Origin of the sequence: Faecalibacter rhinopitheci (genome assembly GCF_015234135.1) — a bacterium.
Lineage (GTDB): Bacteria > Bacteroidota > Bacteroidia > Flavobacteriales > Weeksellaceae > Empedobacter > Empedobacter rhinopitheci.
Map to the genome: position 1 here is coordinate 348,557 of NZ_JADGIK010000002.1, position 19,838 is coordinate 368,394.

20 protein-coding genes are annotated in these 19,838 nt (G+C 31.2%); 9 read left to right on the top strand and 11 right to left on the bottom strand.

The window, feature by feature from the left end:
• Positions 1 to 12: 12 nt before the first annotated feature.
• From murD to mraZ, 7 genes are read right to left on the bottom strand one after another with little or no spacing between them, the layout of a single operon-like run.
• Positions 13 to 1,347, bottom strand: coding sequence for a UDP-N-acetylmuramoyl-L-alanine--D-glutamate ligase (gene murD / locus IM532_RS04415; RefSeq protein ID WP_194182219.1), 1,335 nt, complete (start codon positions 1,345 to 1,347; stop codon positions 13 to 15).
• A 4-nt stretch (positions 1,348 to 1,351) separates the two neighbouring features.
• The gene (mraY, locus tag IM532_RS04420; protein ID WP_194182220.1) at positions 1,352 to 2,578 is read right to left on the bottom strand and encodes a phospho-N-acetylmuramoyl-pentapeptide-transferase; all 1,227 of its coding nucleotides are present in this window, start codon (positions 2,576 to 2,578) and stop codon (positions 1,352 to 1,354) included.
• A 5-nt stretch (positions 2,579 to 2,583) separates the two neighbouring features.
• Entirely contained in the window at positions 2,584 to 4,047 is a 1,464-nt protein-coding gene (locus IM532_RS04425) for a UDP-N-acetylmuramoyl-L-alanyl-D-glutamate--2,6-diaminopimelate ligase (RefSeq protein WP_194182221.1), read from the bottom strand.
• Complete coding sequence (locus IM532_RS04430; protein ID WP_194182222.1) at positions 4,044 to 6,017, bottom strand: penicillin-binding protein; 1,974 nt, start codon at positions 6,015 to 6,017, stop codon at positions 4,044 to 4,046. Before IM532_RS04430 ends, IM532_RS04425 begins: the two co-directional genes overlap by 4 nt.
• Positions 6,010 to 6,399, bottom strand: coding sequence for an FtsL-like putative cell division protein (locus IM532_RS04435; RefSeq protein WP_228063653.1), 390 nt, complete (start codon positions 6,397 to 6,399; stop codon positions 6,010 to 6,012). Before IM532_RS04435 ends, IM532_RS04430 begins: the two co-directional genes overlap by 8 nt.
• Complete coding sequence (gene rsmH / locus IM532_RS04440; protein WP_194182223.1) at positions 6,386 to 7,294, bottom strand: 16S rRNA (cytosine(1402)-N(4))-methyltransferase RsmH; 909 nt, start codon at positions 7,292 to 7,294, stop codon at positions 6,386 to 6,388. Before rsmH ends, IM532_RS04435 begins: the two co-directional genes overlap by 14 nt.
• On the bottom strand, positions 7,287 to 7,748 hold the full coding sequence (gene mraZ, locus IM532_RS04445) for a division/cell wall cluster transcriptional repressor MraZ (protein ID WP_194182224.1): 462 nt from the start codon (positions 7,746 to 7,748) through the stop codon (positions 7,287 to 7,289). Before mraZ ends, rsmH begins: the two co-directional genes overlap by 8 nt.
• A 273-nt stretch (positions 7,749 to 8,021) precedes the next feature.
• Between mraZ and IM532_RS04450 the strand changes: the two genes are divergently transcribed.
• Both IM532_RS04450 and yihA read left to right on the top strand, forming a co-directional pair.
• Positions 8,022 to 8,804: an alpha/beta fold hydrolase gene (locus IM532_RS04450; protein ID WP_194182225.1), complete on the top strand. Its 783-nt coding sequence runs from the start codon at positions 8,022 to 8,024 to the stop codon at positions 8,802 to 8,804.
• A 2-nt stretch (positions 8,805 to 8,806) separates the two neighbouring features.
• Positions 8,807 to 9,439: a ribosome biogenesis GTP-binding protein YihA/YsxC gene (gene yihA, locus IM532_RS04455; protein WP_194182226.1), complete on the top strand. Its 633-nt coding sequence runs from the start codon at positions 8,807 to 8,809 to the stop codon at positions 9,437 to 9,439.
• 39 nt (positions 9,440 to 9,478) lie between these two features.
• Here the strand turns inward: yihA and IM532_RS04460 are convergent, their stop codons facing one another.
• Together IM532_RS04460 and IM532_RS04465 are read right to left on the bottom strand one after the other, a co-directional pair.
• Positions 9,479 to 9,898 carry a type II 3-dehydroquinate dehydratase gene (locus IM532_RS04460; protein ID WP_194182227.1) on the bottom strand — a complete coding sequence of 140 codons (420 nt, stop codon included), beginning with the start codon at positions 9,896 to 9,898 and terminating at the stop codon, positions 9,479 to 9,481.
• A gap of 62 nt (positions 9,899 to 9,960) precedes the next feature.
• Complete coding sequence (locus tag IM532_RS04465) at positions 9,961 to 11,241, bottom strand: replication-associated recombination protein A (protein ID WP_194182228.1); 1,281 nt, start codon at positions 11,239 to 11,241, stop codon at positions 9,961 to 9,963.
• A 123-nt stretch (positions 11,242 to 11,364) separates the two neighbouring features.
• Here IM532_RS04465 and IM532_RS04470 point away from each other — a divergent pair, with 123 nt between their 5' ends.
• The 5 genes from IM532_RS04470 (at position 11,365) to mscL (ending at position 13,936) form a co-directional block, all read left to right on the top strand.
• Complete coding sequence (locus IM532_RS04470; RefSeq protein ID WP_194182229.1) at positions 11,365 to 11,766, top strand: hypothetical protein; 402 nt, start codon at positions 11,365 to 11,367, stop codon at positions 11,764 to 11,766.
• 61 nt (positions 11,767 to 11,827) lie between these two features.
• On the top strand, positions 11,828 to 12,334 hold the full coding sequence (locus IM532_RS04475) for a thioredoxin family protein (RefSeq protein WP_194182230.1): 507 nt from the start codon (positions 11,828 to 11,830) through the stop codon (positions 12,332 to 12,334).
• Between the two features lie 82 nt (positions 12,335 to 12,416).
• Positions 12,417 to 12,656: a membrane protein insertion efficiency factor YidD gene (yidD, locus tag IM532_RS04480; RefSeq protein ID WP_194182231.1), complete on the top strand. Its 240-nt coding sequence runs from the start codon at positions 12,417 to 12,419 to the stop codon at positions 12,654 to 12,656.
• On the top strand, positions 12,653 to 13,534 hold the full coding sequence (lgt, locus tag IM532_RS04485) for a prolipoprotein diacylglyceryl transferase (protein ID WP_194182232.1): 882 nt from the start codon (positions 12,653 to 12,655) through the stop codon (positions 13,532 to 13,534). Before yidD ends, lgt begins: the two co-directional genes overlap by 4 nt.
• Positions 13,535 to 13,549: 15 nt before the next feature.
• Positions 13,550 to 13,936 carry a large-conductance mechanosensitive channel protein MscL gene (mscL, locus tag IM532_RS04490; protein ID WP_194182233.1) on the top strand — a complete coding sequence of 129 codons (387 nt, stop codon included), beginning with the start codon at positions 13,550 to 13,552 and terminating at the stop codon, positions 13,934 to 13,936.
• A gap of 74 nt (positions 13,937 to 14,010) precedes the next feature.
• Here mscL and IM532_RS04495 read toward each other — a convergent pair whose 3' ends face one another.
• The gene (locus IM532_RS04495) at positions 14,011 to 16,524 is read right to left on the bottom strand and encodes a TonB-dependent receptor (protein ID WP_194182234.1); all 2,514 of its coding nucleotides are present in this window, start codon (positions 16,522 to 16,524) and stop codon (positions 14,011 to 14,013) included.
• A 159-nt stretch (positions 16,525 to 16,683) separates the two neighbouring features.
• Between IM532_RS04495 and IM532_RS04500 the strand changes: the two genes are divergently transcribed.
• Positions 16,684 to 16,998, top strand: a complete 315-nt coding sequence (locus tag IM532_RS04500; RefSeq protein ID WP_194182235.1) for a hypothetical protein — start codon at positions 16,684 to 16,686, stop codon at positions 16,996 to 16,998.
• A gap of 57 nt (positions 16,999 to 17,055) precedes the next feature.
• On the opposite strand, the gene proS is transcribed toward IM532_RS04500, so the two are convergent.
• Entirely contained in the window at positions 17,056 to 18,534 is a 1,479-nt protein-coding gene (gene proS, locus IM532_RS04505) for a proline--tRNA ligase (protein WP_194182236.1), read from the bottom strand.
• Positions 18,535 to 18,635: 101 nt separating this feature from the next.
• On the opposite strand from proS, the gene IM532_RS04510 reads away from it, so the two are divergent.
• A complete protein-coding gene (locus IM532_RS04510) occupies positions 18,636 to 19,835 on the top strand; it encodes a hypothetical protein (protein ID WP_194182237.1) in 1,200 nt (399 codons plus the stop codon).
• Positions 19,836 to 19,838 lie beyond the last annotated feature (3 nt).

Consider the following 19,838-nt stretch of genomic DNA (forward strand, 5'->3'; position numbering starts at 1 on the left):
GGAATGATTATTTTATGATAATTTTTTAACTTCTTCTTTAAATAAATTTCCTCTCTCCTCGTATCCATTAAATAAATCGAAACTCGCACACGCTGGGGATAATAATACAACATCTCCATTATGTGCTAATTGATGTGCTTGTGCTACACAATCAACTATATTATCAGTTTCTACAATTTTTGAAATATATGGTGAGAAAAAATCTATAATTTTCTCATTATGTAATCCTAGACACACAATTGAATGAACTTTACTTTTTACAAATGGTAATAATTCATTATAATCATTGCCTTTATCTTTACCTCCGACAATCCATATTACAGGATTTTTCATGCTTTCTAAGGCAAAGTAAGCTGCGTTAACGTTAGTTGCTTTCGAATCATTAATGTATTTCACTCCGTTTATAGTAGCAACAGCTTCTAACCTATGCTCTACAGATTTAAAATCCATTAAACTTTTTTTGATGATTTCTTTTCTAACTTTTAAAATATTAGCTGCGGTTGCTGCTGCTAATGAATTAGAAATATTATGCTTACCTATTAAACTAAGTTCATTGATACGCATTTTTAAACCACCTTCAGAGTCATTAATGTAAAAGAACTCATCATTCGCAAAGGAATTTTGATTAGCTTCTTTCATAGTAAATGGGTTTATTTGTGCACGAATTGCCATTTTTTCCATTACTTCCATAGTTTTAGGATCATCTAGATTATAGATAAAATGGTCGCTTTCGTCTTGGTTTTCAGTAATTCTGAATTTAGAGTGTGCATACTTATCAAAACTATAGTCATACTCATCTAAATGATCTGGTGTAATGTTTAATAAAATAGCTACATCAGGTTTAAATGTTACGATATCATCCAGTTGGAAGCTACTAATTTCTAAAACGAAATATTCATAATTACCTTCTGCGACTAATAAAGCAAAACTTGTCCCGATGTTTCCACCTAATGCAACATTTAATCCAGCTTGCTTCAGAATATGGAACATTAAACTAGCTGTTGTAGTCTTTCCATTAGATCCTGTTATTGCAATAATTTTTGCATCTGTAAAACGTGACGCAAATTCGATCTCAGAAATTACAGAAACTCCATTTTCTTTTAATTTCTGAATCAGTACAGCTTTTTTAGGAATACCAGGACTTTTCATGACCAAATCTGCATTTAAGATTAACTCTTCTGTATGCTGACCTTCTTCATAAGCAATTCCATGCTCATCCAAAATAGCTTTATATTTATCTTTGATTATCCCTCTATCCGAAAGAAAAACCTCATAATTTTCTTTTTTTCCTAAAATGGCAGTTCCTACTCCACTTTCTCCACCCCCAAGAATAACTAATCTCTTCATGGTCTTATCTAATTTTAAGCGTAATAACTGACACTACTGCTAGTATAATACCTATAATTATTGCACGTACTACAATTTTACTTTCGTGATACCCTAATTTTTGATAATGATGGTGCAAAGGAGACATTAAAAATATACGTCTTCCTTCTCCATATTTCTTTTTAGTGTATTTAAAATAAGAAACCTGTAGCATAACTGATAAATTTTCTGCGAAGAATATCCCGCATAAAATTGGTAACAATAATTCTTTACGAACTATAATTGCTAATACAGCAATTAATCCTCCAATCGTTAAACTACCTGTATCACCCATAAACACTTGCGCAGGGTAAGTATTATACCAAATGAAACCTATTAAGGCTCCTAAAAATGCACCACAAAAAATTAGTACTTCCTCGGATCTTGGTATAAACATTATGTTAAGGTAATCTGCAAAAATTATATTTCCTGATACAAATACAAACAAAGCCAATGCACATAGAATAACCGCTGATGTACCTGCAGCTAAACCGTCTATTCCATCTGTTAAATTTGCTCCATTAGAAACAGCTGTAATAATAAAAATTACTGCTAAAATAAAAATTGCGCCTCCCCAAACTGCTTTACCATCTTCGTCCATCCAAAATAAAAAATCTGAATAATTAAATTCATTTCCTTTTACGAATGGCATTGTTGTATCAAGCGATTTATCTTCTTGTCCAAATTTGACAGGTTTATATTCTAGTTCAATAACTTTTTCTGCACGGTCAATTTGTCTCTTAACTGTTACAGATTCACTAAAATAAAGCATTGTTCCTACTACCAATCCAAGCCCTATCTGTCCAACTATCTTAAATTTTCCTTTAAGTCCTTCCTTATTCTTTTTGAAAACTTTTATATAATCATCTAAAAATCCAATTACTCCCAGCCATAAGGTTGAAACGAGTAAAATTATAATATAAATATTTTCTAATTTTGCAAATAACAGTACAGGTACTAAAGTTGCAATGATTATAATTAATCCACCCATAGTAGGCGTACCTGCTTTTTCAACTTGTCCTTTTAATCCAAGATCACGGACAATTTCACCCATTTGTTCTTTACGTAAATAATGGATGATTCGTTTACCGTAAAATAAACTGATAAACATTCCTAATAAAATTGCCATACCTGCACGGAAAGAAGTGTATTGAAACATTCTTGCCCCCGGTATTTGTAATTCGTTTAGGTAATCAAATAAATAATATAACATTTTGCCTATTTGTTCAATAATTGACTTAATTCTGTTGCGATTTCTAAATCAGAGAAGTGAGATTTAACCCCATTTACTTCTTGATAAGTTTCATGACCTTTACCTGCGATTAAAATAATATCGTTTGGTTCAGCCATTTTTAATGCCGTTTTAATTGCTTCCTTGCGGTCAGTAATTTTTAACGTGCGATTATAATATTGGGGTTTTACACCAACCTCCATGTCTTGTAAAATAACTTCTGGATCTTCTGATCTTGGATTATCTGATGTAAAAATTGCAATTTGTGATTGTGAGCTTGCAATATCAGCCATTTCTGGACGCTTTGTTTTATCGCGATCACCTCCACACCCTACAACAGTAATTAATTTTTCATTTTTTGTGCGAATTGCTTCTATTGTATTCAAAACATTTTCTAAAGCATCTGGCGTATGAGCATAATCAACAATTATCACAACTCCTTTAGCTGTTTTAAAAGTTTGAAAACGTCCATCTACATTTTTTAATGTGCTTAAAGCTGTAAGAATTTGTAATTCGTCTTGGCCTAAAAGTGATGCAATAGCAAAAACTTCTAATAAATTATAGGCATTAAATCTACCGATTAATGATGTCCAAAATTCTTTTCCATTAAATTCTAATAGCATTCCATCGAATTGATTCTCTAAAATCTTAGCTTTAAAATCCGCATCCGTTCTTAGAGCATATGTTTTCTTAGTTGCTACTGTATTTTGTAACATTACTAAACCGTTCTTATCATCAACATTGGTAATTGCTATAGCTGACTTTGGTAAATCATCAAAGAATTTCTTTTTTGCGGCTATATAATTTGCAAATGTTTTGTGATAATCTAAATGATCGTGAGTAATATTGTTGAATCCTGCTACAGCAAAATGTAACCCTGCAATTCTATTTTGATGAATTCCATGAGAGCTCACTTCCATAAAAGCAAATTCACAACCTCTATCTACTGCTTCTCTAAACATTTTGTTTAGAGTAAGAATATCTGGAGTTGTATGAGTTGATGGTATAATTTCACCATCAATTACAATTTTTATTGTAGAAATAAGGGCACATGCATAACCTAATTTTGTAAATAACTCATACAATAATGTTGTAGTAGTCGTTTTACCATTAGTTCCGGTTACCCCGATTAATTTTAAATCTTTGGTTGGATTATCATAATAATTAGATGCTAATACACCTAATGCAATTTGTGCATTTTCTACTTTGATATAAGAAATATTCTCATCAATTTCTGATGGTATTTCTTCACAAATTATAACTTTAGCACCAAGTTTAATCGCTTTTTCTATATAATTATGCCCATCAACAGTTACTCCTCTAACTGCAACGAATAAATCATCTTCATTAACTTTTCTGGAATCGAACTGAATCTCGTTTACAGACACGTCTGTGCGACCCACTGTATGTGAGATAGAAACGCTATATAGTAAATCTCTCAAATTTCTCATCTCTCCAACATTAAATATATTGTTTCACCTTTTCTAAATTTTGTTCCAGCAGGAATAGACTGATTAGTTACACGTCCAAGTCCTGTATATCTTACATCTAATCCTAAATTTTCTAATACAGGAACAGCTTTAGAGCCTGAATATCCCATGACATTAGGTACTATATTTTTAGTTTTATTAGTATTTATTACAGATTCTTTCGCAAAACTCTTCGTCAAATTCTTACTACTTTTTTTAATTTCAGCAGGCAAAGGTATGGGAGTTTTTGAATAAACCCAATCTGCTATCTTTTTAAATACTGGTGCTGTTACTCCTCCACCGTAATAACCTTTTTGAGGGTTTGGTTTATGAACTACCACTATACAAGAATATTTTGGTTTATCCGCTGGGAAATATCCTGCAAAAGAAGCACGATATTGCATTCCTTGATCCTTTTTCCAATATTCTACACGCGCGGTTCCTGTTTTACCAGCAATCTCATAATTTTCAGTATGTATTAGTTTACCTGTACCTTCTGTTACAGCTCCTTTTAACATGTCTTGCATCGCTTTGATGTTCTCAATAGAAGTTAACTGATCCACTAAGACAATCGGTTCAAATACAATATCTTCTTCACCTTTTTTAGCAATTTTATCCATGAAAAGAGGTTTTACCATTTTTCCGTTATTTGCAATTGCATTATAAAATGTAACTAACTGTATTGGCGTAATACTTAGTCCATATCCATATGACATTACAGGCAAGGTTACATTAGACCAAGATTTAGAATTTGGTTTATGCATTACTGGTGCCCCTTCTCCCAAAATATCTATACCAAGTGGCTTAGTCATATGCCACTTCTCTAGTTTTTCGAAAAATAATTCTGGTTGAGAATTGTAAAATTTATTGATTAGTTTAGATGTTCCAATATTAGATGATTTTTTAATAACACCATCTACAGTTAAGGTTCCATAACCGTGAGAATCTGTAATTCTTCTGTTATATAATTGATAAGACCCATTACCAGTTTCTACGGTTGTTTCTTTATTAAAATAACCATCATCCATTCCTACCAGCATCGAAACAGCCTTAAATGTTGAACCTGGTTCCGCTGCTTCACCTACCGCATAGTTATAATCATCTATATAGGTACCATCTTCCTTACGGGTTAAATTTACAATTGCTCTAATTTTACCTGTAGGTACTTCCATCACAATTACACTTCCATGACGAGCTTCAAATTTAGAAAGCTGCTGATACAAAGCATCATACGATATCATTTGTAAATCTGCATCAATTGTAGTATAAACTGATGAACCTGGCTGAGGTTCTTGTTCCCAATGTTTAAATGGTTTCCATTTCCCTCGACCCATAAATTGCTCCCAACGACGACCTTCAATGCCAGTTAGTAAATCGCTATAAGCGCCTTCTAGACCAACTTTACCTCTATCATCATCATAACCAATTGTACGTGCACCAATATCTTGGACAATTAATTCACGTTTTGTTTCAACTTCGTGAATAAACCCTCCTTTATTTTGACCTTTATTAAAAATTGGGAATTTTTTAATTCTTTGATATTCTTCATAATCTAAACCTTTAACAAGCATCATGTATCGGTTTTTCTTATCACGCTCATTATTAAATTTAGTTAAAAAATGAGCAGAAGATTTATCAAACATTCGACTTAAAGAATCGGCAAGTCCGTGAATATTTTCTTTATATAAATCTTCTTTAATAGCGACTAAATCTACATAAATATTATGCTTAGTAACAGTAGTGGCCATCAAAGCTCCATTTGAAGCGTATAAATTTCCTCTTTCCGCTTCTTCTGTAGCAAGTCTAAAATTATTTTTTGAAGCAAACTCTTCCAGCTGTTCTCCTTCAATAATATTTATTCTGAACATAAAAAAAAGTATAGCACAAGCCCATAGCGCTAGAAGTCCAGCTACTACCCAACCTTTCATTACTATCCATTTCTTATTATTCATCAACTTTATTTACTATATAATATGGTTGCTTATCTGGTATTTTAAGCCCATACATTTCTGTTTTACTTATAATCTCTGTTTCCAATTGCATACGCATTAAATCTCGATGCTTATCTGTGTATTGAGATTTTAAATCTTCTACACTTTCTCGTAATTCATTTATGCGAACAACTTTTCTATCTACCCAATGGGAACTTGTAATACTTAAAAAGGCTAAAAAAACTAAAAATAGAATAAATTGCCAGTTCTGTTGAGAACCTGTTTTAGTTAAAAAATCACCAGCTAATATCTTTAAAACAGTATTTTTTGATGGTAGCTCTGTTGCTTTAACTTTTTCTACTTTAGCTTTTCTTTTATTATTTAATGTATTATTGATTCTCATTTCTTACTGCAATTCTCATTTTCGCACTTCTTGCTCTTGGATTTTCATTAATCTCATCCTGTTCAGGAATAATCACTTTTGAATGTAATGGTTTAAAAGGTGCATACCAATTTCCATACATATCTCTTTCTGGCTCTCCATCAAACATTCCATTTTTGATAAATCTCTTAACCAAGCGATCTTCCAACGAGTGGTATGAAATAATAACTAAGCGGCCACCTGGTTTTATTACATCTGCACACTGAGTTAACATATCTTTTAACGCAGCCATTTCATCATTTACTTCTATACGTAATGCTTGAAACATTTGAGCAAAGAATTTATTTTCTTTAATTTTTGGTATAAAAGAAAAAATTTGTTTTAATTCTTCTATCGTTTCAATTGGTTTTATAGCGCGTGCTTTTACAATTTCTTTCGCTAAACGGTATGAACCTTGTAACTCGCCATAATCGTAAAAAATACGGGCTAAATCTTCTTGTTCATATTCATTAACAATTGTTTTGGCAGACAATTTAGCATTCTGATTCATTCTCATATCCAACTCACCATCAAAACGAGTTGAAAATCCACGCTCTGGTGTATCAAATTGATGAGAAGAAACTCCTAAATCTGCAAGAACACCATCTACTTGACGAATTAATCTAAATCTTAAGTTATTTTTTAAGAATCTAAAATTTTGTTCGATCAATTCAAATTTAGGATCGTCAATTTTATTATTTACTGCATCTTCATCCTGATCAAAAGAAAATAATTTTCCTTCCTCAGCTAAACGGCTTACTATTTCTCGTGAGTGACCTCCACCACCAAAAGTACAATCTACATATATTCCAGACTCATTAATAATTAATGCATCTACACTTTCTTTTAATAATACTGGATTATGATATTCACTCATCTTCGTTTAAATTTCCCATGATACCTTCTGCCATTTCCGCAAAATCTATATCATCAACATTAATTACATTTTCGTACAATTCTTTATCCCAAATTTCAATCATATTTAGCGAAGTAGACAATACGACTTCTTTATCAATATTTGCGAACTTCACTAAATCTTTAGAAATTTGTAAACGACCATTCGTATCTAGCTCTACAACTTTTACTCCTGCTGTAAAAACACGTATAAAATCGTTATTTTTTTTCACGAAACGATTCAATTTACTTAAATCATTCATGATTTTTTCCCAATTCTTCATGGGATGAATTTCCAAACATTGTTGAAATACTGATCGTTTAATTACATACCCATCTTCAACACCTTCAGTCAATTGCCTCTTCAACCCTGCAGGTAAAGGCAACCTTCCTTTTGTGTCTACTTTACATTCGTATGTTCCGACCAATAAATTCATGATAGAATTTTTTCAAAAATAAAAAATATTTTACCACAATTTACCATTTTTTACCACAATTGTTTTAAATTTTTATTAACAATTTTAAATTTATAATCAAGTAGTTATGCTTTTAACATCTTTTATCTGTTTACTTTTTTAAAAATTATATTTTATATAGCCCATTAATAAAATTCCTATTAATTTGTTTTACAGATGATTTATAAACTTTTTTCAATAAATTCTAAAAAAATATAATAAATGACTAAATTTGTCGACTTAACAACAATGTAAATGTTTTTTAGCTTAAAAAAGAAAGATAAGTTCTCTTATATTGAAGAAGGAGAAGGAAAACCTATAGTATTGCTTCACGGCTTAATGGGTGAACTTAGTAATTTTAGCTCGCTTACAAATTATTTTTCTGCAAAAGGATATAAAGTATACGCACCGGAGTTGCCTTTGTATTCTTTACCTATAATTAGCACAAATGTTGCTAATGTCGCTAAACATGTAGCAAAATTTATCGAAACTGTAATTCAAGAACCTGTCATATTAGTAGGAAACTCTTTAGGTGGACATATTGGATTAGTTATTAGTCATTCACATCCTAATTTAGTTTCAGCGTTATGCTTAACTGGAAGCTCTGGATTATATGAAAAATCTTTTGGTGAAACTTATCCTAAAAGAGGTGATTACTCTTATGTAGAGCGTAAAACGCGCGAAGTTTTTTTTGATTCAAGTATTGCAACAAAAGAAATTGTGGATGATGTATTTAACACAGTTAATGACAGAAATAAAGCCATTAAAACACTTTACATCGCACGTGATGCCATTAAATCTAACATGAAGGATGATTTAAAGGATATCAAGATTCCTGTATGTTTAATATGGGGAAAACAAGATCCTGTAACTCCACCAGAAGTGGCTGTGGAATTTAACGAAGAATTACCTGATGCTTCTTTATATTGGATTGATGAATGTGGTCATGCTCCAATGATGGAACATCCAGACCTTTTCAATGAAATACTTGACAAGTGGTTAATTGAAAAAGGAATTGACCCAAATTTAAAATCGTAATTATGATTAAAAAAGCTGAATTTGTAACAAGTTCTCAAAAATATACGGATTGTCCAGATCCATTTAAACCGGAATATGCATTTATTGGTCGATCTAATGTTGGTAAATCTTCTTTGATTAATATGATTGCTAATAAAAAAGCTTTAGCAAAGACCTCTTCTACTCCAGGTAAAACTCAATTAATTAATACTTTTGAGATGGATGACACTTGGTATTTAGCAGATTTACCAGGTTATGGTTTCGCAAAAGCACCTAAAGGTGTTCGTGGAGGATTTAATAAAATGATATATGATTACATTGAATTCCGTAAGAATTTAGTAAACGTATTTTTATTAATTGACTCTAGACACAAACCACAAGATATTGATTTACAATTCATGAAATGGTTAGGAAATAAAGGAATTCCATTTTCTATTGTATTCACTAAATTAGATAAATTGTCAAGTACTGAATTCCAAAAGAATTTAAATACTTACAAAAATGAATTGCTAAAAACGTGGGAAGAATTACCTGTTATATTTAGCTCTTCTGCAACGAGTCAAATCGGAAAACTAGAAATATTAGGTTACATAGATGGACTTAATAAACACTTAGTAGACGAATTTAGAAAAGAACAATACAAGAAAGAATATTAATAAAAAAGGGTTTAAACAAAATGTTTAAACCCTTTTTTATTATTTTAAAAACTCATCTATCGCTTCTATATACCCTGGTAATCCTTTACCCGAAATAATTTTTTTACAATTAACTCCAGTAACACTATTTGCTCTAAATCCTTCTCTTGCATAGATATCAGAAATATGAACTTCTATCACTGGTGTTGTAATTGCTTTTATTGCATCTGCAATTGCGTATGAATAGTGTGTATATGCACCTGCATTCAAAACAATTCCATCATACATAAATCCTACTTTATGTAGTGTATCAATTATATCACCTTCATGATTAGATTGATAATAATGGATTGCACAATCTGGATATTTCTTTCTTATTTCAATATAAAAATCTTCAAAAGTTTTTGTTCCATAAATTTCTGGCTCGCGCACACCCAATAAGTTAAGATTAGGTCCATTAATAATTTGAATCTGTTTCATTTTCCAAAATTTAATTCAAGTTACGACGATTTATAGGGATAATATAAACTTTTAAAGAAAATTTAATAGCCATATTTTCCTTTCCATTTTTGGTTCAAATTAAATTTATCTTGCATTTCTCGTTTATTATTTCCAGTTTCATAAAATACAGTTCCTTTTAGTTGATCTGGTAAATATTCTTGGTAAGCGAAGTTATTATCATAATCATGGGAATATTTATATTCTTTACCATAATCCATTTGTTTCATCAATTTTGTAGGTGCATTTCTTAGATGCAATGGAACCGATAGATCTCCTGTTTGTTTCACCATTTGTTGGGCTTTATTAATAGCCATGTAGGTTGAATTACTTTTTGGAGAATTGGCTAAATAAATCGCACACTGGCTTAATAAAATTCTGGACTCTGGATAACCAATCACTGAAACAGCTTGAAAAGTATTATTAGCTAAAATCATTGCTGTTGGGTTAGCATTACCAATATCTTCCGAGGCAGAAATTAATAAACGACGAGCAATAAATTTTAGATCTTCACCACCTTCTATCATTCTAGCCAACCAATATACAGCACCATTTGGATCGGATCCTCGAATAGATTTTATAAATGCTGAAATGATATCATAATGTTGCTCGCCAGATTTGTCATAACGTGCTAAATTTTGCTGAATCCTGTTTGTTACTATTTCATCAGTAATGATAATTTCTTCATCGTTACCAAAACTATTTACCACCAATTCTAAACCATTAAGTAACTTCCTAGCATCACCTCCAGAATATCTAATTAATGCATTATTTTCTAAGATTGTAATTTTCTTCTTAGATAAATATTCGTCTTTTATTAAAGCTCGTGCAATTAACTCTTCCATATCTTCCCGTTCCAATGAATTTATGGAATAAACCTGGGCGCGCGATAATAATGCAGGTACCACCTCAAAACTTGGATTTTCTGTCGTTGCACCAATCAAAGTTATCCAGCCTTTTTCTACAGCACCCAACAAACTATCTTGTTGAGATTTATTAAACCGATGAATTTCATCAATAAATAAGATGGGATTTTTTCCTCCTGAAAATAAATTCTGACTTTTTGCCTTATCAATTACTTCACGTACATCTTTTACACCTGCATTTATGGCACTTAAAATATAGAAAGGTCGTCCGGAAAGTTCAGCAACCATTTGCGCTAAAGTAGTTTTTCCAGTCCCGGGAGGTCCCCAAAAAATCATAGAAGCAATTAAATCATTTTTCAACATCATTGTAATTGGACCGTGTGGACCTACCAAATGTTTTTGACTAATGTATTCTTCTAAAGTATGTGGACGCATACGTTCGGCTAATGGAATATTCATAAAATCAGAATTTATTGAAATTCAAATTTAGTTAAAGTTTCACGGAAATTTATCAATGAAATTTATAACGACATGATTTGGCTATCAAGTAAACTTTATTTGCCATAAGTAAATTATAAAATGATGAAGAAAGCTTTAGAATGCGCATTAATTTTAACAGATAAGCACCTTGTAATTAGTAAAAAAATTCAGGAATGCTCAAATTATACAATTCAAAAAAAATTACGTCATCAGCAGAGTTTTATTGAACAACAAATTATTCAATTTTTAGAAGAAATTCAGGAATTTAAGGATTTAATTATGCTTCAAAATGATTTAAAAATGTTGTATATAAAATTAATCAATTACTATTCTAAACAAATACATTTAAAAATTAATCGTTTCCAAATGGAATTAGATTTATTAGAATTTGAATCTAAATTTGCATTAACAGCATTTAGTGCAAAAAAACATAAAATTCATAATCATGAGATTGAAATCATTCAACAAAAATTAAATTCTTATTATCAATTGATCAAAAAATAGATTTATCTACATTTTGGCCCAATTTTTATATTACTTTCGAGGAGAATTAAATAATCAGATAATGAAAAGAATTTCTTTATTCTTTAGTTTAATGTTAATGACTTTAAACTTTGCTGTTGGACAAACTGCAGAAAAGAAAAAAATTTATGATGAAACTGCTGATGCTAAAGTGCAAATTTCTGATGCCGTTGCAAAAGCTAGTGAAACTAAAAAACACGTTTTATTACAAATTGGGGGTAATTGGTGTGCTTGGTGTATTATGTTTAATGAATTAACCACAACAAATACTGAACTAAATAAATATATGAACGACAACTATGAAGTGGTTCATGTAAACTATTCTCCGAAAAATAAAAATGAGGCAGTATTAGCAGAATTAAAACATCCTGAACGTTTTGGTTTCCCTGTTTTTGTTATTTTAGATGATAAAGGAAATCTAATTCATACCCAAAATTCTGCTTACTTAGAAAGCAAGGAAGCAAAGGGACATGACACCAAAGAGGTAATGAATTTCTTACAAAGTTGGTCATACAAAGCATTGGATCCTGCTAGTTATATCAAGAAATAATTATAAATATATTTTTAAAAAACTCTTACTTACGTGAGAGTTTTTTTATTTTTTATAATTGTGATATGTTTACCTTTGTTGAATGAATAATTTTTGGATACAACCAGTTATTTTATTGGTGCGTTTTTACCAACTTGCGATATCACCTTGGTTGGGTAGTAATTGCAGGTATCAACCCACTTGCTCATCTTATATGATTGAAGCACTAAAAGAACATGGATTATTCAAAGGATTATGGTTAGGAACTAGACGAATAGGGAGATGTCATCCGTGGGGAAGCCATGGTTACGATCCTGTACCTAAAAAAAATAAAAAACTATGAATTTAATGGCTTACATCAATTGGCAACCTTCGCCTTATTTATTTGAAATTGGATCCTTTAAAATACATGTATATAGTCTTTGTTGGATTGTTGCATTTATCGTAGGATGGTATTTAATGGCAAATATATTTAAGAAAGAAAATGAGAAGAAAGAATGGTTAGACCCTTTATTTCTATACATTTTTATAGGTGCTATTGGTGGTGCTCGCTTAGGAGAATATTTATTTTATGATCCTTCTGCTTTTATTGAGAGACCAATTGAAGTATTTTTACCTGTTGCTTATTCACCTGGCAGTTCGGCCTTTGGATTCTTAACAGATTATGAATTTGTAGGATTTAGCGGTCTTGCAAGTCATGGAGCTGCTATCGGAGTAATCATTTCTGCTTACTTATTTTCAAGAAAATATACGAAGAGAAATGTATTATGGTTATTAGATCGTATTGCAACCGTGGTTCCCTTTGGTGGTGCAGCCGTACGTATAGGAAATTTTTACAATTCTGAAATTGTAGGAAAAGCTTCTGATTTACCTTGGGCTGTAAAATTTTTAAACCAAAGTTCAGGTTATGGAGATATAGTTCCAAGACATCCTGCACAATTATATGAAGCTTTTGGATATATTATTTTAGGAATTGTTATGTTATTTGCATTTCATAAAACTAAAGTTAAAAATAATCTAGGTGCTCTTCTAGGTATATTCTTATTTTTCTTATTTTTAATACGTTTTGTTGTTGAATTCTTTAAAGAAAACCAAGGAAATGAAGCAGTTGCAGAAGCATTAAATATAGGATTAAATAATGGACAAATTTTAAGTATTCCTTTTATGATTATTGGTGTATACTTATTTACGTCATCAAAAAATAGAAAATTTATCAACTAAAAAATAAATAAACTTATGGGATTTTTTCAAGAATTTAAAGAGTTTGCCGTTAAAGGAAACGTAGTAGACTTAGCAGTAGGGGTTGTTATCGGTGGGGCATTTGGTAAAATTGTAACTTCTTTGGTAGAAGATATTATTACACCAGCATTGCTTACTCCGACATTAGAAACTTTACAATTAGATAATTTAGCAGATCTTGTTATACCAGGAACTGCAATTAAATATGGATTGTTTATCTCTGCTTTTATATCTTTTATTGTAGTAGCTTTTGCTTTATTCTTAATGATTAAAGGAATCAACAAATTAAAAAGAGAAGCACCAGCAGAGCCAGAAGCACCAGCAGGTCCTACTCAAGAAGAATTATTAGCTGAAATTCGTGACTTATTAAGAAATAAACAATAATCAGCTTTTATATAAAATACAAAAAAAGCGAGAATCAGTGATTCTCGCTTTTTTGTTATGTTATTGTGTAATTATTAGAAACCTCCCATTTCTCCACCTTCACCCATTTCTTCCGAGTCTGGACGTTGTTGTTTACCTCTTTTATCTTTCTCATTTGTATTTTTAAAACGATAAGTAAAAGATAAATTCCAAGATCTAACCATCCAACGCATACTTTCGTAATTTGAATAATCATTCGCATATTGTGTCATTTCACGTTTTCTTGAATCAAAGACATCACGAATATTAAAAGATACTGTTGCACGATTTTTAAATAAATCTTTTGACAATGAAAAATCCATAGATAAGTTATCCTCTATTTTTTGTTGCGCTGTTTTCATCGATCCCATATAATTAGCAGCTAATTGAATTTTAAAGTCTGCTGGCAATGTAAAGTTTGATGATAAACGTCCTCTTGAACTAAATCCGTCTCCAGAGAAATCTTGTGCATCCAATTTTGTATAAGATTCACCAGTTTCTGTGTTAATATCTTCATTATATTCTTGGTAATAACCTGTTCTATTATACCCAAATAAGTTAACATTTAACATTAAATTCCACCATCTAAATGGACGGTAGGTTGCTGTTAAATCTAAACCATAACGATCTTCATTACCATTATTTAATGGTTTTGAAATCATACGCTCTAAATAACTTTGGTTTCCTTCCTCATCTTCTGTTAAGATGGTGTTTCTACGTTGAAATTGATTAATCATATCCGTGGTTCTTTGGTAAAATAAACTCGGTGTAATCATTAATTTTCCAAGATTTGTGATATAAGATAATTCAAACGAATTTGTATAAGTAGGATCTAAATCTGGGTTACCATATCTTACGTTACGGTCATCAGTTGCAGAGAAAAATGGATTTAACATGAATCCCATTGGACGACGAACACGTTTAGAATAACTTAATTGTAATTCGTTTTTATCATTAAATTTATAATTCAACGTTGCTGTAGGAAATAAATCTATATAATTCTTTTTGAAACCTGCTCCAGTGTCTACATATTTAATATCCATATTAGATGATTCTAAACGTAAACCAGCAAAATATTGAAATTTACCAATTGCATTTCCATATTGTACATATCCAGCAAATACGTTTTGTTGATTATCTACATTAGAAAAGAAATCATTATCTGCAATATAGTTTCCTTCTATTAATTTATAAGTTCTATTATTTGATTTATTATTATTTAAATCAACTCGACCTCCTAATTCAAATTTTCCTTTTTCTCCAATTGGACGAACGTAATCTCCTGTAAAAACAAAAGATGTTTGTTCTTCAAGATTATCTGTGGTTCTATTAACAATAGAATTATCAGATTTATAATTTAATATATTTCCATTTTCATCTTCTTTTTGAGAAGAAAAACGACCTGTAAACATTAATTCATGACCTTTTTTATCAAATTCATGTTTATAATTTACATCTACATCAAAATTGTTTTCTATTTCTTTTTCATCCTGTAAATTATATTCTCTATTCAAGAATTCCATCGAAGAATTATAATACAAGTAATCTATTAATGAGTTATTATTCCCATTATTATAACGGTAACCAGCAGAAATACCAACTGTGTTGTTATCATTAATATAATATTCTGTTCCTAAACGTACATTGTAATTTCTACGAATTCTATCATTAGTACGATCAGTAGACATATAATCTCTAACCTCTTTAGATTCATTTAAAAAATTTGTTCTAAAAGCTGAACCTTCTCCATTACGATTAGAGTATCGAGTTCCTGCATTTGCAAACCAATTAAACTTTTTAGTTTTATAATTTAAATTCACATTAATACCAGCCATTTCAGGGATTCCTCCATTAACAGTTACAGAACCATTAAAACCAGTATTTGTTCCTTTTTTTAATACAATATTTATTATACCTGCTGATCCAGAAGCCTCATAGCGCGAAGAAGGATTAGTAATAACTTCTATTCTTTCTACGTTCTCTGCTGGAATATTTTTTAAAGCTTCTCCAACATCAGAAACCCCTAACATCCCAGAAGGTTTACCGTCAATTAAAAATTTAACGTTATCATTTCCTCTTAGAGAAACTCCACCTTCAGCATCCACTTGTACAGAAGGTACATTTTGTAATGCATCTGATAATGACTGACCTTGTGACATAGGATCACTAGCCATATCATAGACTTTTTTATCTAATTCAACTTTGTAAATTGGTTTTTGAGCAGTTATAACAGCAGCTCCTAAACTTACTACTTCTTCAACTTTTACTGAAAAAGTTCCTAAATCTAGGTTTGAAGTTAAATTAATTTCTTTCTGAATTATATCGTACCCAAGCGGCTCAATAATAATTACATACTTACCGGCTGGTGCTTCAATTACAAACAATCCATTTGCATCAGCCATTCCTTCCATCACAACTCCTTCTGTTTCTGTTTCTAACGTTACAGATGTAAATTCAATAGGTGCATTCGATGTTGATAATACTTTACCTTTTAATTGAAATTTGTCCTGTGCATTAAGCGCAATCACAAACAAACTAAAAAACAGAGTAAATAAACTTGTTAGTCTCATCTTTAATTTTAATTGTAGTTAACTTGTTACCTAATTAGACAAACTGTATCCCACAAGGTTTAATTTAAAATTTAAAATTTTATTTAAAGATCAGATTAAACCTTTCTTAAAATCCATAGTCTAATGATTTAAAGAGTTTTACTAATAAAAATATTTGTAATGTTATATAATCTAAAGAGTCTATTCATCGTTGCTTTATTCATCAGTTCGTTTTCGGTTTCTGCACAAACTCATCAAAAGAATGATGATCAAATTGAAGAATTTAAAAAGGAGTTGGATTTATCGGATGCTCAAGTTTTAAAAATTAAAAGCATTAAAGAAAAATATTCTCCTGAAAAAGCGGAGTTAAAAAGAAAGCTTAAAGAATTACGTAACAAAGAAATTACGGAAATTGATAAACTTTTTACGCCGGAGCAAAAAACAAAATTAAAAGCACTTATAGAGCGTCATAAAGCTCAGAAAAAAGCTTTATAAATATAAAAGCCATGAAATATTTCATGGCTTTTATATTTTATTTAAAAATACTTTATTTTAGTATGCTTTCGCATATAATACTCTAAATTTCGCTGGTTTTCCAGAGAACATATCAATACCTTCTGTAGGTATTTCAAAAGCTTGAGGAATACAACGAATAGTTGCTTTGGTTGCATCTTTTACAGCTTCTTCTGTCTCTTCTGTTCCATCCCATAAAGCAGAAATAAATCCTCCTTTATTTTCTAACACTTCCTTAAATTCTTCAAAAGTTTTAACTTCAGTTGTGTGCTCAGTTCTATAATCAAAAGCTTTTTGATATAAATTATTTTGAATATCTTCTAATAAAGCTTCTGTTTTATCAACTACCTCATCTAATACTATGAATTGCTTTTCTAAAGTATCACGACGAGCAACCTCTACATGACCTTTTTCTAAATCTTTAGGACCAATTGCCATACGAACAGGAACACCTTTTAGTTCATATTCAGCAAATTTCCATCCTGGCTTAGATTTATCATCATCGTCAAACTTCACTGAGATTCCTTTCGCTTTCAATCCATCCTGAATTTTATCAACTACTGATCGTATTTCTTCTAATTGTTCCGCCGTTTTATAAATAGGTACAATTGCAACTTGAATTGGAGCCAATTTTGGAGGTAAAACTAATCCTAAATCATCTGAATGCGTCATAATTAATGCCCCCATCAAACGTGTAGAAACACCCCAAGAAGTAGCCCAAACATATTCTTGTTTACCTTCGTTAGTTGTAAATTTTACATCAAAAGCTTTCGCAAAGTTTTGACCTAAGAAGTGAGAGGTACCAGCTTGTAAAGCTTTACCATCTTGCATTAAAGCTTCGATTGTGTAAGTTTCGTCTGCTCCAGCAAATCTTTCCGATGGAGTTTTATATCCTTTAACTACAGGAATTGCCATGAAATTCTCCACTACATCACGGTAAACTTCTTGCATTTTTACAGCTTCTTCTTCCGCTTCAATACGTGTAGCGTGAGCAGTATGTCCTTCTTGCCATAAGAATTCCGCAGTACGTAAAAATAAACGCGTTCTCATTTCCCAACGAACTACATTTGCCCATTGATTAATTAAAATTGGTAAATCACGATAAGATTGAATCCAATTTTTATATGTACTCCAAATAATCGCTTCAGATGTCGGACGAACAATCAGTTCTTCTTCCAACTTAGCTTCAGGATCAACCATTAATTTCCCTGGATTATTTGGATCATTTTTTAATCTATAATGTGTTACTACAGCACATTCTTTTGCAAATCCTTCTGCATTCTTCTCTTCTGCTTCAAATAAACTTTTTGGAACAAATAAGGGGAAATAAGCATTTTGATGACCAGTTTCTTTAAATCTTTTATCTAATTCTGCCTGTAATTTTTCCCAGATAGCATACCCGTACGGTTTAATTACCATGCAGCCTCTTACTCCTGAATTTTCAGCTAAGTTTGCTTTGACTACAAGTTCGTTATACCATTTAGAATAATCTTCAGCACGAGTTGTTAATTTTGCCATATTTATCTATATTTGTTTATAAAGTTCTTATTTGATTGGCATATTTATTGCCTTTTATAAAGTACAAATTTATTAATTAGAAACTTAGAAAATATCATATCATGAATAAAGTTTATAAATTTTCTAAAAACTTTCTTAAACTAACAGTTCCATTAAGTGTTATTTTAGGATTTTCATCATGTTCTACATATCAAACAGCATCAAATGTAGAAAATGATGGGGTTTATTATAATCCAAAGACAGATAAAACTTATGCACAAGTTGAGCAGGAAAATTCTCCATCAGAAGGTGGTATTAAAGTTGGTTCTCCTTATTTTGATGCAAATGGAAACGGAGCTGAAGAATTTTTTTATGAAGAGGATGCAGACAATTCAAATGTAAATGTGAATGTTTACGGAAATGGGTATCAATCATTTTATGGAAATAGTTTTCAAACTCTTAGTAATTTAAATAATGATAGTAATTGGGGTCGAAATGATGGCATTAATATAAATATCAATTTTAATAATTGGGGTTGGAACTATGGTTTCGGCTATAGAAATTATTGGAATCCTTATATGAGTTATGGATGGGGATGGAATAGCGGATTCTATGATCCATGGGGATGGAATTACGGTTATGGATTTAGTTTCGGATGGTCTAATTGGGGTTGGGGACGACCTTATTGGGGCGGTATGAATGGATATTATGGTAACGGTTGGGGATGGAATAGTCCATACTATGGATATGGTTACAATAATGGTTATTACAATAGACCATATAATTATGCAAATCCAGGTAGTAGACCTCAAAATGCGTTACGTCCTGTAAATAATCTTAATGGTCGTAATAATAGTTTGACAAGACCTAATAATACATCTATTAGACCTACAAGGGATATTAGACCAAATACATCAAATAATAATTTAGGTACAGTAAATAATAATACTAGACCTACAAGAGAAGTTAGACCAAATAATTCTCAAACAAATAATCAAGGGAATACTTCTAATACAGTAACACGTCCTGTAAGAGAAATTAGACCTACAAATAGTCAAACTAATCCGCAAGGAAATATGTCTACTCCTACTAGAGAGGTAAGACCTGTAAGAACAGTAAGACCTAATAACTCACAATCTACTACGACAAGACCAAGCAGACAAAATGTGGAGCGTAACACTCAACAGAGATCTAATAACTATAATACGCCTAGTTATAGCCCATCTCATAATAATGGTGGACGTAGTGGTGGCGGATCAATGGGTAGTGGATCATCTGGTGGTGGTGGTAGAAGCTCTGGAGGAGGTTCAGGAAGAAGATAATCT